13 protein-coding genes, 1 tRNA gene and 1 pseudogene are annotated in these 15,264 nt (G+C 45.1%); 10 read left to right on the top strand and 5 right to left on the bottom strand.

The annotated features are described in order from the left end of the window. Positions 1-37: 37 nt before the first annotated feature. Positions 38-1,141: pseudogene (locus C6H04_RS00650) on the top strand (Mrp/NBP35 family ATP-binding protein); the annotation flags it as partial. Further along, positions 1,095-3,110: an FUSC family protein gene (locus C6H04_RS00645; protein WP_233709702.1), complete on the top strand. Its 2,016-nt coding sequence runs from the start codon at positions 1,095-1,097 to the stop codon at positions 3,108-3,110. The pseudogene C6H04_RS00650 and the gene C6H04_RS00645, both read left to right, overlap by 47 nt. 529 nt (positions 3,111-3,639) lie before the next feature. Here C6H04_RS00645 and C6H04_RS00635 read toward each other — a convergent pair. The 4 genes from C6H04_RS00635 to C6H04_RS00620 are packed head-to-tail and all read right to left on the bottom strand — an operon-like array spanning position 3,640 to position 7,329. Further along, a complete protein-coding gene (locus C6H04_RS00635) occupies positions 3,640-4,587 on the bottom strand; it encodes a lipid A biosynthesis lauroyl acyltransferase (protein ID WP_104732039.1) in 948 nt (315 codons plus the stop codon). Next, complete coding sequence (gene waaC / locus C6H04_RS00630; RefSeq protein WP_104732038.1) at positions 4,584-5,606, bottom strand: lipopolysaccharide heptosyltransferase I; 1,023 nt, start codon at positions 5,604-5,606, stop codon at positions 4,584-4,586. The genes C6H04_RS00635 and waaC overlap by 4 nt, the downstream gene beginning before the upstream one ends. Continuing rightward, the gene (locus tag C6H04_RS00625) at positions 5,603-7,066 is read right to left on the bottom strand and encodes a Ppx/GppA phosphatase family protein (protein WP_104732037.1); all 1,464 of its coding nucleotides are present in this window, start codon (positions 7,064-7,066) and stop codon (positions 5,603-5,605) included. The genes waaC and C6H04_RS00625 overlap by 4 nt, the downstream gene beginning before the upstream one ends. An 8-nt stretch (positions 7,067-7,074) precedes the next feature. Next, positions 7,075-7,329: a YfhL family 4Fe-4S dicluster ferredoxin gene (locus C6H04_RS00620; RefSeq protein WP_104695174.1), complete on the bottom strand. Its 255-nt coding sequence runs from the start codon at positions 7,327-7,329 to the stop codon at positions 7,075-7,077. Between the two features lie 115 nt (positions 7,330-7,444). Between C6H04_RS00620 and C6H04_RS00615 the strand changes: the two genes are divergently transcribed. Next, positions 7,445-7,519, top strand: a tRNA-Asn gene (locus C6H04_RS00615). Positions 7,520-7,703: 184 nt separating this feature from the next. Continuing rightward, on the top strand, positions 7,704-8,294 hold the full coding sequence (locus C6H04_RS00610; RefSeq protein ID WP_104732036.1) for an outer membrane protein: 591 nt from the start codon (positions 7,704-7,706) through the stop codon (positions 8,292-8,294). A gap of 337 nt (positions 8,295-8,631) precedes the next feature. Here the strand turns inward: C6H04_RS00610 and C6H04_RS00600 are convergent, their stop codons facing one another. Next, complete coding sequence (locus C6H04_RS00600) at positions 8,632-8,811, bottom strand: ATPase (RefSeq protein WP_104732034.1); 180 nt, start codon at positions 8,809-8,811, stop codon at positions 8,632-8,634. Positions 8,812-9,115: 304 nt separating this feature from the next. Between C6H04_RS00600 and C6H04_RS00595 the strand changes: the two genes are divergently transcribed. From C6H04_RS00595 to C6H04_RS00570, 6 genes are read left to right on the top strand one after another with little or no spacing between them, the layout of a single operon-like run. Beyond that, positions 9,116-10,651 carry an ABC transporter substrate-binding protein gene (locus C6H04_RS00595; RefSeq protein WP_104732033.1) on the top strand — a complete coding sequence of 512 codons (1,536 nt, stop codon included), beginning with the start codon at positions 9,116-9,118 and terminating at the stop codon, positions 10,649-10,651. Continuing rightward, positions 10,648-12,201 carry an ABC transporter substrate-binding protein gene (locus tag C6H04_RS00590; RefSeq protein ID WP_104732032.1) on the top strand — a complete coding sequence of 518 codons (1,554 nt, stop codon included), beginning with the start codon at positions 10,648-10,650 and terminating at the stop codon, positions 12,199-12,201. The genes C6H04_RS00595 and C6H04_RS00590 overlap by 4 nt, the downstream gene beginning before the upstream one ends. Then, positions 12,201-13,157, top strand: coding sequence for an ABC transporter permease (locus C6H04_RS00585; protein WP_104732031.1), 957 nt, complete (start codon positions 12,201-12,203; stop codon positions 13,155-13,157). Before C6H04_RS00590 ends, C6H04_RS00585 begins: the two co-directional genes overlap by 1 nt. Further along, positions 13,145-13,936, top strand: coding sequence for an ABC transporter permease (locus C6H04_RS00580; RefSeq protein WP_104732030.1), 792 nt, complete (start codon positions 13,145-13,147; stop codon positions 13,934-13,936). The genes C6H04_RS00585 and C6H04_RS00580 overlap by 13 nt, the downstream gene beginning before the upstream one ends. Continuing rightward, positions 13,929-14,543 carry an ATP-binding cassette domain-containing protein gene (locus C6H04_RS00575; RefSeq protein WP_104732029.1) on the top strand — a complete coding sequence of 205 codons (615 nt, stop codon included), beginning with the start codon at positions 13,929-13,931 and terminating at the stop codon, positions 14,541-14,543. The genes C6H04_RS00580 and C6H04_RS00575 overlap by 8 nt, the downstream gene beginning before the upstream one ends. Further along, a complete protein-coding gene (locus C6H04_RS00570) occupies positions 14,540-15,193 on the top strand; it encodes an ATP-binding cassette domain-containing protein (protein WP_104732028.1) in 654 nt (217 codons plus the stop codon). Before C6H04_RS00575 ends, C6H04_RS00570 begins: the two co-directional genes overlap by 4 nt. Positions 15,194-15,264 lie beyond the last annotated feature (71 nt).

The raw sequence follows: 15,264 nt of genomic DNA, 5'->3' as shown, positions 1-15,264 counted from the left end.
TCTAACAAGCCCATGTTAGACTAGGGACACACCCCAAAGGATGGATATGATCACACAGGATCAGGTTTTAGATTCTTTAAAAACCGTCATTTACCCCAATTTCGAGCGTGACATTGTCAGCTTTGGCTTTGTCAAAAATATTACCTTGCATGAGAATCGCTTGGGTCTACTATTAGAAATCCCCTCTAGCTCCCCAGAAGTCAAAGCGACTTTAGACAGGGAGGTGCGCACTAAAATGCAAGAGATCGGCATTAACGCGTTGCAACTAGACATCAAAACCCCCCCAAAAAGAGAACCCCAGCAAGCTACCAGCAATAAAAATCTTGCTCCCAATATCAAACATGTGGTGATGGTGAGCTCGGGCAAGGGCGGGGTAGGCAAGAGCACGACCAGTGTCAATTTAGCCATCAGCCTAGCTCAGCGTCAGCAAAAGGTTGGTTTGCTAGATGCCGATGTCTATGGCCCTAATATCCCTAGGATGCTGGGGCTAGTGGGCGTAGACCCGATGAGCGATCCCAGTGGGAAAAAGCTCATTCCCTTGGAAGCCTATAATGTCAAGACCATGAGTATGGGGCTACTCTATGAAGAAGGGCAGAGCTTGATTTGGCGGGGCCCCATGCTCATGCGTGCCATCGAGCAGATGCTCACCGATATTTTATGGGGACAGCTCGATATTCTCATCGTGGATATGCCCCCCGGAACAGGAGATGCTCAACTCACTTTAGCTCAAGCCGTGCCTATTAGTGCGGGTATTAGTGTTACCACTCCCCAACTGGTGAGCCTAGATGACGCGGCGCGCAGTTTGGACATGTTTGCCAAATTACACATTCCTGTTGCGGGTGTGATTGAAAACATGAGTGGGTTTGTCTGCCCGCATTGCCAACATACCAGCGATATTTTCGGCAAAGATAATCTAGGAGCATTATTAGAGGCGTATCAAACCCAGATGCTTGCACGCATCCCTTTAGAAATGCGTGTGAGAGAGGGAGGGGATAAGGGCACGCCCATTAGCGTGCTTGATTCCAAATCTCCAGTCAGCCTTGCTTACCAACAAGCCGCTGAAAACTTGTTGGAGTTCTTAGCCAAAGTGGCGCGTGAAGAACTTGCCACGAATAAAGAAATCCAACCCACTACCCGCTAAACTCGTGCTAGGCAGTCTCAAGCGTGCCGTCCACCTCTATGATCCGGGCTATTTCAGCCTGATCTACGCGCTTAAGGCTACTTTCACCACCTTTGTGTGTGCGGCGTTGGGGGCGTTTTTCTTCACCCCATTTGTGACCATTTGGGCAGGATTTCAGGCCATTTTTATCTACTATCTGAGTGTGCTCATCAGTGATAAGGATCACGAGATTCACTACCTGCTGGGGTTTGTGTTACTCAGTTGTTTTAATATCCTGCTTTTCTATCCCATTGCACATTTTGGGGTATGGCTCTGTGTACCCATGTTTGGGGTTACTTTTTTAGTAGGCATGTCTATGGCCTATAGCCCGGATTTGCATAAAGTCTGCAATACCGCTCTGTCTAATGGCATTGTAACTTGTTTGTTCGTAGACGCACACGCGCCCATTGATCTCACACAAAGTGTAAGCATGGTAAGCTTATTGGGGATAGTGAGCATTGTGCTGCAGTATTTCATTTTCGTTTCCAAGTATAGTACTTTTACCAAAAAGCGTTTTGGTGTTCTGCTTTCCAACATGGAATTGATGTTAAAATACGCCAATCATCCCCATGATTATGCTCTCATTAAAACTCAAGTGCTTCAGCAAATCCAAAATACAAAGATGATTTTGAGCTCTAAATCCAGCAAGATCAAAGACCCCCACACCATCCAAAACTTGCAACGAAGCCTCTTTCAACTCCACGCCTTAGAGGAAATGTATCATTCTATTCACTCCATTTATGGCCAGTTTAACACGCAAACTTTAGAGCCTGTGCGCCAAGAACTCCTATTGAATTTCAAGATTTTAGCCGGCATGTTTGCTCAAAAAAATATCCCCCTGCGCACGGATGCCCTGCAACATCTAAATCCCCATGTCGACAAGCTTGTGTATCACTCCTTAGAAATTATCTATAATAAAATGCATACCTTCCTTATAGGTGGGGAAATGCCTCTTAATCCACAAAACACACCCCTTCCTTCTCCTAAACATATCTGGCATGCCCTACACTTTAAAAACCCCATTTTTCAATATGCCTTTAAATACGCCACAGCCATGGGCATTGCCGTCTTTATCGCGCGCTACTTTGGGTTTAACCATGGCATGTGGATTGCAATGGCTACCTTAATGGTGTCGCGTTCTTCTTTAGGAAGCATCAAAGAAACTCAGATAGAGTTTATCAAGGGTACAGGGATTGGTCTTATCCCAGGACTGCTTGTAGTTTGGCTTTTTGGAGAATCGTGGGTTTTTGATGCCTTTCTGGTACTTGCGATTTTTCTGTTCATATACCTGAAAGTTTATTCCTACACCACCTGGGCGGCTGCGCTCATGTTCGCTTTTGTGCTCTGTTTCTCGCTCTTTAAGCAACAATTTGCGGATTTGATTACAGCACGCCTGATTGATATTGCCATTGGGATTAGTATTGTCTATGCTGTTTTTCTTTTCCTATGGCCCAAGTATGATAAAGATACCTTTGTCCAGCATATCCAAAGCACTTTAACCACCTTAAAGAACCTCTTAAATTTTACACTCAAGCCCGATCACTCACACATGTTGGCCATGCAGAAAGTTTTCTTAGAACAACTCAATGATTTCAGACTCTGCTTAAAGAATGCCCGCAGCGAAACAGCCGACCCTAAGACAATTGAAGCCCTTTTTAGGGCACTCAAATGCCTAGATGTATTGGATACCTCCAGTTATCGCCTCTACGAGTTTTGCTACTCCACCCCCCTCTCTGAGGAAACACAACTGTTCGTGCACAACAATACCCGTCTCATCCTCAACCGCTACACACAAATGCTCAACTATGTGCACAACAAACCTCACTTCTTCAAGCCACAGGAAGCAGGGCGATTGCTAGGCATTAGTAAAGATCTGGATACCCTTTTTAGCACTCTCTTTAGCGCACAGAATAAACTGTTTACCGAAATTACCCATGTGTTCAAATACTAGATCGAGGATTACTAAATCCTATCTTCTTTTAACACTAGAATGACATGGGTAATCTTTCTTCAATCAACCTCAAGTTTACTAAGCTCAGTATCCAAGAGAATCATAACGACAGATCCATTGCCCCTGGCTATGTACTCAAGGTGGGGGACTAGGCATAGAGTGTAATAGGAGTGCTAAAGAGGCCAAAGCTCTAAGAGATAATCTAGTAGAGCAAGCCAAGCTACATTATGAGCAGCACTTCAATCAGTCTTTTAAAGCCAAGAGCTATCTATGGAGTGCCGTGGTTAATCTCAAGGACACGAGCACCATGCAAGACCTAGAAAGATTAGCTCAACACTTCAAAGACAAGTATGGGTTTCCGCTGTAAATGCCTTAAATTCAGAAGTGCTCGAAACAGAAACAGAGAGATCAGCTTCTCATAGAGACTTATAGGGTATAGCAAGAACTCTCAGAGTTTATGAGTTCTGTGATTGAGTTTCTGCAAGAGTGTATCCTGGTATCAGGGCCTCATCATGGGTTAGAAAAAATTCTACTGCTTTGAGCGGTGCGTGTTGTAAATCTCTGGATGAGTGCTTTTAAAACGCCGGTGAAACCAAAACCAACTTTCTGGGTGCTCTCTAATGATTTGCTCACTCAAAGTGGCCTGTGCCTGGGTGGCCTCCAAAATGTCCGCTTGTGCATCGGAGGTATTTCGCGCTCTGATGGGAGGATAATAAGTGGCGGTATAGTGGCTGTAGTCTTGGTTAAAGTCTACAACGACGGGTAAAATTCCAATCTTGTAGCGACGCGATAAGATAGAGGCAATGGTGGTGTGCGTTGCCTCCTTGTCAAAAAAGCGCACCACCACACCCTCTCTAAGGGAGATGTTTTGATCGACTAAAATCCCTACAAGACCCCTACCTCGGTTGTAGACCTTGAGCAACTCTTTGAAAGCGCCAATTTTGTTAATAAAGCGCACCCCAAAGGCCTCGCGCCTCTTAATAAGCAAAGCGTTAACCGCATCAAATTTAGTGAGTTTGCCCAGAGAACCCCTCTCTTGATCCGCGTGAAACCGCGCTAAAGAAGTCCCAATGGCCTCCCAGTAACCAAAGTGCAAGCCCATAATGACCGCCTGTCCGTCTTGTTTAAGCAAATCAACGATTCTGTACTGATCAACGATGTCAAAGCGCGCATCGTAGTCTTCTTTAGATAAAAATACCGATCGTATGCTCTCTAGCACAATGAAGGCCAGATTGTTATACCCGCGCTTGATAATAGCTTCTTTTCGAGCTAAACTCATCTCAGGGAACACAAAATCCAGATTAGCTCTTGCGTCCCAATAACGCCTTCGATCCAGTTTAGCCATCACAAACCCCAGTCCCCGCACACAACCTGCAAAGGCTCGGTGAGGAAGTTTGGCCAAAATCCAGCCCAGTGCATTTACACTCCATTCTAAAACATGTGTGCAAAAAATTTTCCATTCTCTGCGCATACTCATTTTACCTCTCCTAAGACCCTCATAACGGCTTGAGCAACCTGTTGGGGAGGAAGATTCTGAATGGAAAAATCCTTTTTGGAATAATTGGCCTGTGTATTGCTTGCCAAGGCAATGTGGCCACGACCCTCTAGGCTAAAGCGCGCCTTGGGGGTGTTGCCATAAAGAGTAACTGAGGGCACTTGAAGAGCCCAAGCTAAATGCACAATGCCTGTATCTCCTCCCACCACGACATCTACAAGAGAAACCAAAGTTTTTACCTCTTCTAGGTTTAAGGGAGGAAGCAAGATCGTGGAAACTTGAGATTCAATCTCCTTGTGGAGCATTTGTGCGCGTTCGAAGTGGGCGTGCCACAAGAGTACAATTTCAACTCCCTCATTTTGGAGCAAAAGTCCCACTTGGGCAAAATGTTGCCATGGGTAGACTTTATTGGGAGTGGACGCCTCGAGTACAAATAGAATTGTGGGGCGCGTACGCGTTAACAACTTCTCTAGCTGAGGAGAGGGAGGGAGATGGAACGCGGAGCGGCGCGCCTCCAAAACGCAATTCCATGCACATGGCTTTAGCATGCCAAATCCACACTCAAGCACAGCTTGATTGCGCTTGAGAATATGTGCGCTATAGGGAATATTGACTTTGTGGCTGTAAAAGAAACTCGCCAAACGCTCCCTGATCGAAGAAAAATCAAAGCCTACAAAAGCTTTTTTAGGCAAATACGCCCCAAATAGAGCAGATTTAAGCAAACCCTGCATATCAATGAGCACATCAAAATGTTCCATATGGTGCTTGAGTTTGCGGTAGAAGCGCCAAATTTTAAGGGGATTTTTAGTGCGCAAGACCTGCTTATAAGGGACAATATACAAGTGATCAATGTGGGGCGCGTTTTGTAAAATAGGGGCAAAGAGAGTGTCTACAAACCAGTGAATACGCGCTTGCGGGTAGTTTTGCTTGAGAAAGGGTAAAAAAACCGCACTCAAGACAATATCGCCCAGCGCGGAAAACCGAATAATGGCGACATTCATAAAAAGTCAATATCCAAAGAAGCAGGTTTGTTTAGCTTAGCGATCACTTCCTGGCATAGATAAAGCTCCTGAGAGCTCTTAATGGTGAGAGTTTTACCCCTGAGGGTATAGACGATATCCTTGGGTACGCGTGTAGTGCAAAGGGCTTCAGCCAGTCCTAAAATGAAACTCAGCCATTGCAAAGTCAAAATGGGAGGCATGATTGCACTGATATGGGCGATATTGCTATCCTTGGGGATTTTCTTTTGGCTAAATTGCACGAGCAGGCAAATAATGGCGCGATCTTGGTGAGAAAACCCATAACTCAGAGCATTGAGCGCCAAATAGGCAGCATGCTTATGCGTGCCATAGAAATTAAGAACCTTGCCAATACTGGAGAGTTGTCCTGCAATTTTGAGGTGGTAGAGATATTCCGAAGCGATGCGATGCAAGGGTTGCAGCGTTTCAAAAAGTTTGACACACACCCGCTTGACCTCTTGACTGTGTTGGGCATGGGGTAAAAAGCGATCGAGTAAAGAGAGCATGGAAGGGCTGATTCCCTTGGGAAAGCTGCACCTATGGTGCCTGAGCATATCGCTTAAAAACACTCCTTCGCGCACTCCAACCCCGCTTGCCACGATCTTCTCGGGGCGCAAATGGCGTAAAAACGCCCAAAAAATTAGCGCTCCACTGCGGATACTATCCTGCCTATCTGCTCCTACTCCTAGCACTTCTAAACGCGCCTCTGAGCTGTTTGCTATTTCATAAATGAAATCCAAATGCTCAGACACGCCCATCTCATAGCCATGCACTACTTCGATGGGGTAGTTATTGCGTTTAATGGCAAGCTTAGCGATGGCACGGATTGTCCCACCCACACCAAAAACCTGAATGCTTTGGTAATGCGGGGGGATTTTTTCAAGTTCTTTTCCAATGAAGTCCAGAGTGCGCTCTAAGGAGGCATTCTTATCTAAAAAAAGCTCCTTAAGGCGAATTGTCCCTATATTCAAGGAAAGCAAGTCGACGATCTTGCCCTCCTTGATGAGAGCGCATTCTGTACTCCCTCCGCCAATATCGATCGTGATTCCCTCCCTGTGGTGCAGTAGATTTGCGCAAGCCACACCGCCATAAAAGGCTTCCTTCTTACCATCAATAACCCTGATACGCAACCCGCATTCTTTGCGAACGAGGGCAATAAATTCTTGGGCATTGGGCGCATCGCGCACAGCACTCGTGGCTATACAGAAAAGTTTTTTGCTCTTGTATTTTTGCGCAATCTCTTTAAACTCCATGAGGGCTTTGAGGGCGCGTTTGATGGGCACTTTCTGCAAGACACCCCCATGCTCATAACTCCCCTGAGAAATACGCACTTTAGATTTGAGCTCATAGAGCAAATAAAATCCAAACTGACTGGTTTTCTTGAAGATGGCCATGCGCATAGAGTTCGAGCCGATATCGATGATCGTGGTGACTTTTGCCATTCCAAGGTTTAGTTTTTGTGGCTTTGAAGCACTTGGTATTTGTCTTGAAGTTCCTCTGGGCTTTCTGCATTATTAGGATCGAGCACAATAGCATCTACTGGGCACACACTCACGCAACTAGGCTCGTCGCTATACCCCACACACTCCGTGCACAGATCAGGATCGATGCTGTAAATTGGATCGTTCTCATCAATGGCTTCAGTGGGACATTCTTCACGACATGCATCACAGGCAATGCATTCCTGACTAACTAGAAGAGACATGCTTGACCTTTTCCATAAGATAATGTGGGCACTCATCATAGCAAAGCAAACCTAAGACAGCACTAAAAAAGGACTTGACAAACACCTAAAATTTTATGTATAATGGCTTCTTTATTCCAGATTAGCTCAGCGGTAGAGTAGGCGGCTGTTAACCGCTTGGTCGTAGGTTCGAATCCTACATCTGGAGCCATCGTCTTCTCTTCACTTCTTAAATTAGCTTGCATTCGTGTTTCGCGTGGTCTTGTGGACATTATTGGGTTTACCATTCACAACGCAGGTTTTTGGTCGATCTTACGGGGCGGATAGGGTAAAGCTAGAAATGGAACGCTTTTAGCTTTCTGGCCCATGTCCTAAATTTTAGTAAGGAGTTTTTCATGGCCTTTGGAATCAAAGCGAAAAGTTTGGTGCTTTCAGCATTAGTGGCAATGGGTGCAACTCAAGTTGCCCAAGCAGAAGAGAAAAATGGCTTTTTCCTAGGACTTGGGTACCAACAAGGTAAAGCTGGGGGGGGAGAATATACGAAAGCTCTTTCGAGTGGGTTTCCCATCTATGGTTTAGATGTGAGAGTGGGGGGTGTTGGCTTTGTCAATAAATGGTTTGGCGGGCAGGCTTATGGCTTCTTTGACTGGAACAACAGCAACCAAGTTGGATCAACTAGCAATGACAAATGGAATATCTACAACTATGGTGCGGCTGCGGATGCGATTGTCAATATCATCCCGACCGAGCCCTTTGCCCTTGGTCTAGTGGGAGGCATTCAGCTAGCAGGTGACACCTGGAATTACAATGGTTTTTCTCACACCGGCTTTCAATTCCTCTTCAATGTGGGCGGTCGCATGCGCATTATGGAGCACTCGTCCATCCAAGCCGGAATTAAGTTCCCCATGATTCCTCAGAAACTCACCGCAGAGATGAGCGATATCAGACGCTATGTATGGTATGTTGACTATGTCTTCACTTTCTAGGTAGGCGATCTTTGAGCGCCCTTAAGGGTGCTCAAAGCCATCTTAGTATTTTGGACTTGATCAGGGTCTTTAACAGAGGTGCTTAAGACAATTGATCCTGTAGCCCTATAGCTTCATGTCTTTGAGGGTCTCTTTGAATCCTCTATTTTTGGGCTTAAAGCAGTCCTGAAATGTGAGGGATAGAGTAGAGGCGCGCCGGTTTCCCCCGCCCTCGATGAGGGCGGACTCTCCCCTTGTAGGTTGCCCCGTCATACTAAAGCTATTCGCTTCTGCCCCCAGCGGGTACATTCCACCCGCCCCTAAACTGCGCCCTATAGTGCTCATTGTATTTGAGCAATCACATCCTTTTGGGTTTGTAAACGCGCTCTAAGGTCCGGGGGAATTTATGTTCTTTGTCTTTGGATTTGGGGCGGATTTTGCCAAAAGCAACTTTCTCCTCTTTTTTCAAAATATCTAGGTGCAACTTGATCGCATCTTTCTGATAATAATCGTTGTATAAAATAATCAGATTGTTCATGGTTATTTTTTCCTCCTAAATTTAAGTATTATAAAATCGTACGCGAAGGGGTCTTTGACTCCAGTACATTCCAGTTACTTTTAATTCCTCACCACCATTATAGGTGGCACAACATGATAAAGTGTTGAAAATTTGTAAACATTTTACTGCTTGGAATTGAAAAACCATGGGTGATTATCAGGCACTCAATTTAAAATTAGTGACACATTCCTTGGCGGAATAGGCGATTGTGTTAACACATCGTTAATGTAGATAATATTATAATCGTGCATATCCGAATTTAAATTATACGAGGAGATGTCTGATGATCAAAAAGCTTTTTTTGGTTGGTTTGTTGGCAGCACAAGTATTTGCTCTGACGCCCAAGGATACCATTGTCATTGGGATTGAGAACGAAACGACGCGTATCAATCCGCTTTTCGACGAAGATCATGATAGTGCCCTAGATTTTGTCTTTAGTGGCTTGACACGCTTTTCAGCAGATATGAAAGTTGAACCTGATTTAGCTAAAAGTTGGGAGGTGAGTGACGATGGGCTTGTTTGGACCTTTCACCTGAGGAAGGACGCGCTTTGGCATGACGGGCAGAAGTTCAGTGCTGAGGATGTGAAATTCACCATTGAGCAAGCTCTCAATGAAAAGCTCAATGCTCCAGCGCGGGCTAGTTTTGAAGAGGTAGAAAAAGTGGAAGTGCTCGATCCTCTCACCCTCAAAATTACCCTCAAAACCCCCTTCCCACCGCTCTTGGATGCACTCAGTATTGGTATGTTGCCCAAACATCTTTTGGAGGGCAAGGATTTAAACACCGATGCTTTCAACCAACACCCCATTGGGACAGGACCCTTTAAATTTGTCAAGTGGCAAAAGGGAAGCTATATCAGCTTTGCAGCTAATGAGAAATTCTATCGCGGCAAGCCCAAGGCGGAGAAAATGATTTTAAAAATCGTGCCTGATTACAATGTGCGCACCTATGAAATTAAGAATAACTCTTTAGACGTAGCTTTAGTAGAAGCCAATTTAGTAAAGAGTTTAGAACGCGATAAGCGCATCAAAATCATGGATATGAGCAGTGCAGATTACCGGGCTTTGATGTTTAACTTCCACAACGATCTCTTGAAATCTCAAGCAGTTAGACAGGCGATCAACTACGCGATCAATCGCTCCTTGATTGCCAATAAAATTTTGCATGGCTATGGCTTTGCAGCCAACAATCCTATTCAGGTGAGTTGGGCCAATGATAAGAATGCTAAGGGTTATCCCTATGATCCCAAAAAAGCCAAGGAAATTTTGGCCAAAGATGGTTGGAAACTCAAGGGAAAAGTTCTCTATAAAAATGGCAAGCCTTTAGAGTTTGATATTTACGCCTTCAATAACGATCCTCTCCGAGTGACTCTAGCCAATGTTCTACAGAGTGAACTAGCTAAAATTGGAATCAAGGCGCATGCCATTGCCAAGAATAGTGGGGCTTTTGAAATAGACAAGGTAGATAGCTTTGTCATTGGTTGGGGTAGCCCACTCGATCCTGATGTGCAGACTTATCGGGTGTTTAGCTCTAAAATGGATGCGAGCACCAATGAGAATGGCTGGAATTACAATCATTATAGTAACAAAGATGTGGATGAAGCCTTATTGAAAGCCCGCACTACGGATAAGATTGAGCAGCGCAAATTTTGGTATGCCAAATTCATCAACGCTTTACACAAGGATCCTCCCTTTGCGTTCTTGGTGTATCTACGCTACCCCCTAGCCTACAATGTTAAGGTTCATGGTATTAAGCCCACTATTCTAGGCCACCATGGGGCACGCTTCACGCACAATGTTGAGGAATGGAGCAAGGAATGAGCTATAAGAGTTCTCTTGTGCGCAAATTATTGCTGGCTGCTTTGCTAGCTACCCATGTTTTCGCCGCCACACCCAAGGATACGATTGTGATTGGGGTGGAGAATGAAACCAAGCGCATCAATCCCCTATTTGATGGCGACCACGATCCTGCACTTTATTTTGTCTTTAGCGGATTGACCCGATTTGCCCCAGATATGAAAGTCGAACCGGATTTAGCTAAGAGCTGGGAAGTGAGCGAAGATGGGCTCAATTGGACTTTTCATTTGAGAGATGATGTGCTTTGGCATGATGGGCAGAAATTCAGCGCGGCAGATGTGGAATTCACCATCAGCCAAGTGCTCAATGACAAGATCAACACCCCTGCTCGGGCGAATTTTGAAGAGATCAAGGAAGTAAAGGTGGTGGACCCTCAAACCATTCAGATCGCGCTCAAAACCCCCTTTCCCTCGCTCTTAGATGTGCTCAGTCTTGGCATCTTACCCAAGCACCTATTGCAAGGTAAAGATGTGAGCACCGACCCCTTTAACCAACACCCTATTGGGACTGGACCTTTTCAACTTGTCCAGTGGCAAAAGGGTAGTCATATCAGCTTTGTAGCCAACCCTCATTTCTACCGGGGCAAGCCAAAGTCCCCTAAGATAATCCTAAAAATCGTCCCCGATCACAGCGTGCGCACCTACGAGATTAAAAACGGGTCGCTGGATGTGGCGTTAATCGAGCCTAATTTGGTGAAAAAGCTCAAGGATGATAAAAATATCAAGATTATGGATTTTAAAAGTGCAGATTATCGGGCTTTAATGTTCAACTTTCATAACCCCATTCTAAAGTCTTTGGCGGTGCGTCAAGCGATCGAATATGCCATCAACCGCAAGCTCATTGCCACTAAGGTGCTGCATGGTTATGGCTCTGTGGCAAACAACCCGATTCAAGTGAGTTGGGCAAATGACCCCCATGCTAAAACCTATCCCTACAATCCCAAAAAAGCCAAAGAAATCCTAGAAAAAGATGGCTGGAAGTTGCACAACAAGGTGTTTGTTAAGGATGGTAAACCCTTGGAATTTGACATTTACGCCCGTAGCCATAATCCAATCCGAGTAGCACTCGCCAATATCTTGCAAAGTGAGCTAAGCAAGGTAGGGATCAAAGCCCATGCTATTGCTAAGAATAATGGGGCATTTGAGATCAGCAAAGTAGATGCTTTTATCATCGGCTGGGGAAGTCCCCTTGATCCAGACATGCAAACCTATCGAGTGTTTAGCTCTAAAATGGACTCAAGCACCAATAAAGCGGGGTGGAATTACAGCCACTATAGCGATCCTAAAGTTGATGAGGCTTTGCTCAAGGCGAGAACGGCGACCAGTTTGGAAGAAAGAAAGACATGGTATGCCAAGTTTATCAATGCCTTGCACGATAACCCGCCCTTTGCATTTCTTGTCTATTTAAACTATCCACTAGCCTATAACACTAAAATCCATGGAATCAAGTCTACTATCTTAGGGCACCATGGGGCGCGTTTCACCCATAATGTCGAAGAATGGAGTAAGGATTAGTGCTTCTCTTTGCCACTAAACGAGTGGCGGGGGCCCTCTTGCTTCTTGTGATCTTTAGCTTTGTCATTTTTGTGCTCCTAGATATTTCCAGTGGGAGTGTTGTTTCTAGTATCTACGGAGATAGTATCCAGGCAGCCAATCCCATGGTTCAAGAGAGGGTTATGGCTAACTTAGGCTTGAATCGTCCCCTCATGGTGCGTTATGTAGAGTGGTTATGGCATGGCTTGCATGGAAACTGGGGTGAGAGTTTTGCCAGTGGAGAGAGGGTATTGGATATCATCAAGGAACGCTTACCCTATACTCTCATTTTAGGCCTCACGAGCTTTGTCCTAAGCTTTCTCTTGGCTCTCATTTTGGGTAGTTTGAGCGCTCTCTTCAAGGATTCTCTATGGGATAAAGTGGTTATGATCATAACCTTGGGTTTCTTTAGCATTCCCTCCTTTTGGCTCAGTCTGATTTTTATCATGTTCTTCAGTGTGCTTTTAGGGTTTTTCCCCAGCTCTGGAGTCTATGATTTAGGCCATGAGAAGACTTTGGGAGATTTAGCCCACCACATGGCACTTCCCATAGCGGTACTCACCCTCTCTCACCTGGCAATCTACACCCGCCTTGTGCGCAGTGTCGTATTAGAAACCCTCCAGGAGCCCTTTGTAACCAGCTATCGTTCTTGGGGTGTGGATGAGAAAACAATCCAGCTTAAATTAGTATTGCGTTATAGCCTATTGCCCATTGTGAGTTATTTTGGGGCCAATGTGGCAGGGATTTTGGGTGGGACTTATATTGTCGAGAGCGTGTTTTCCATCGGGGGGCTAGGTAGCACCACCATTAGTGCGCTGCTTGGCAAAGACTATCCTCTAGCACTTGCCATTATCTTGTTGAGCACGATCGTTGTTGTCGTGTTTAACCTCATCGTGGAAATTTTAGCAAAGGTTTTAAATCCCAAATGGAAGACTTAAAAAAAATCGGGTTGGGTGGCATTATTTTTTTGATCCTGCTTGTTTTATTGCCCTTATGTGCTCCTTTTGATCCCACTCAAGTGGACTTAACCCAACTCAAACTCCCCCCCGACTCCGCGCATTTTTTAGGCACAGACTTCTTGGGGCGTGATGAATTATCCAGACTTTTATTTGCACTCAGAAACTCTGTCTTGATCGGACTTTTAAGTGGGATATTTGCCGTGCTGATTGCCCTGGGTTTTGCCTTCATCACCCTTAACGCCCCCAAGTTGATCCGATCTTCTTTACTGCGTTTTTTAGACGGCTTTTTATCCTTACCGAATTTATTGCTCATTTTGCTCTTCAGTGCATTCAGTCATCGAGGGTTTAATATCATCGCTTTGAGCTTACTCCTAGCCATTTTTTCCTGGGGGAGCATGGCCAAAGTCATTTACGACACTTTCTTAGATATTAGCACCCATGAATTTGTTGCCAATGAGAAGGCGTTAGGCGCTGGGCGTTTTGCGATCATGTTTGGCGAAATTTTGCCCGTAGCGCAACACAGCGTGTTTGTACTTTTTGTCAATATTTGCGCGCATGCCATCAGTACGGAAGCCTTGTTGAGTTTTTTTGGTCTGGGGTTGGCTGTGGGAGAGGCCAGTTTGGGCAATATGCTCAATGAAGCCTCACAGGCGATCTTTACTGGGGCGTGGTGGCTTGTTTTGGTTCCGGGCTTGGCTGTTTTTAGCATTGTCTTTGCCCTCATGTTTCTGGGTGAAAAGGTGCAAGAGCGTGGTTAGGGTAACTGATTTAAGCGTCTACACCCCTAAAAGTCAGATTTTACATGGGGTGAGTTTTAGCACTTCTGCTCATTTGGCTATTTTAGGTAGCAGTGGTAGTGGGAAAAGCACGCTATGTAAAGCGATCTGTGGCATTTTACCTCCCAATCTCAAGGTCGTTTATACTGAGCTGTCTACACAGGGCCGCGCGGGCTATGTGTTTCAAGATTGCATTAGCTGTTTTTTTCCCTATCTGAAAATCCAAGATACCTTTAAAATGGTCTTAAAAGCCCAGCTAGAGAAAACTCTACCCATCTTCGAACAGCTCAATATCCCCTCTAAGGTGTGGAATCTCTACCCCTATGAATTGAGCCGTGGCATGGCTAGTCGGGTGCAAATCGCGCTCAACTTAGCCCTAGAAGCAAAAATCCTCTTATTGGACGAGGTAACAAGCTCCCTAGACGTAGCCAATACCAATAGCGTGATCGAATTGCTCTTGCAACTCCAGACTCAAAGAATAGTCATCACCCATGATGAAGAGGTGGCTTTTAGACTTTGCGATAGTGTTTTAGTCCTAGAGAATGGGCATATGACTTACTTTGGAGACAAAGAGGGGTATTTCTCGTGAGCTTAGAAGTCGCTCATTTGCATAAATCCTATGGAGAACATTGCATTCTGCAAGATATTAACTTCTGCCTGCAAAGTGGGGAAAGCATAGCTCTCATGGGAACAAGCGGGAGTGGAAAAAGCACACTGGCCAAATGCATCGCTAGACTAGAGAGTTTTCAACAGGGACGAATTTTATACAACACAGAGGACATTTTAAGTATCAAAGAATCCCACTTCAGAAAAACCATCCAATATGTCTTTCAAGACCAGCTTACTGCTCTTAACCCAGCTAAGCGGGTCAGAAGTCTTTTAAGCAGTGTATGCAGGCGTTTTAAAAGTCACAGCGAATTAGAATCGATTTTGCAGAGTGCACGGATCAAACCCGCCCTCTTGGATAAGTTGCCCAGAGAATTAAGCGGAGGCGAGAGGCAGAGATTGGGGATTGCTAGAGCTATGTTGGTCAAGCCTCAAATTTTACTCTTAGATGAGATCACAAGTGCGCTGGATAAACGCTTGAAACATGAAATCATGGAAACCCTGATGGAGTATCAGGAAAATTTTCAAGTGAGCATGATCTGCATCACCCATGATAAAACCATCGCCCAGACCTATTTCTCCCGCCACTTACTGCTTGAAGCAGGCAGGTTAGTTCAAGATGAGAGACACTAATTGCAGGGATTGTTTTCATGCTGAATTGGCACCCATTTACAATCTAACAAAATCGAGTAGCTTTAGTTAGA

It is taken from the genome of Helicobacter salomonis, from assembly GCF_900197775.1.
Taxonomy (GTDB): domain Bacteria; phylum Campylobacterota; class Campylobacteria; order Campylobacterales; family Helicobacteraceae; genus Helicobacter; species Helicobacter salomonis.
The sequence above is the reverse complement of the archived record's forward strand: the minus strand, read 5'-3'. Positions and strand labels throughout refer to the sequence as shown.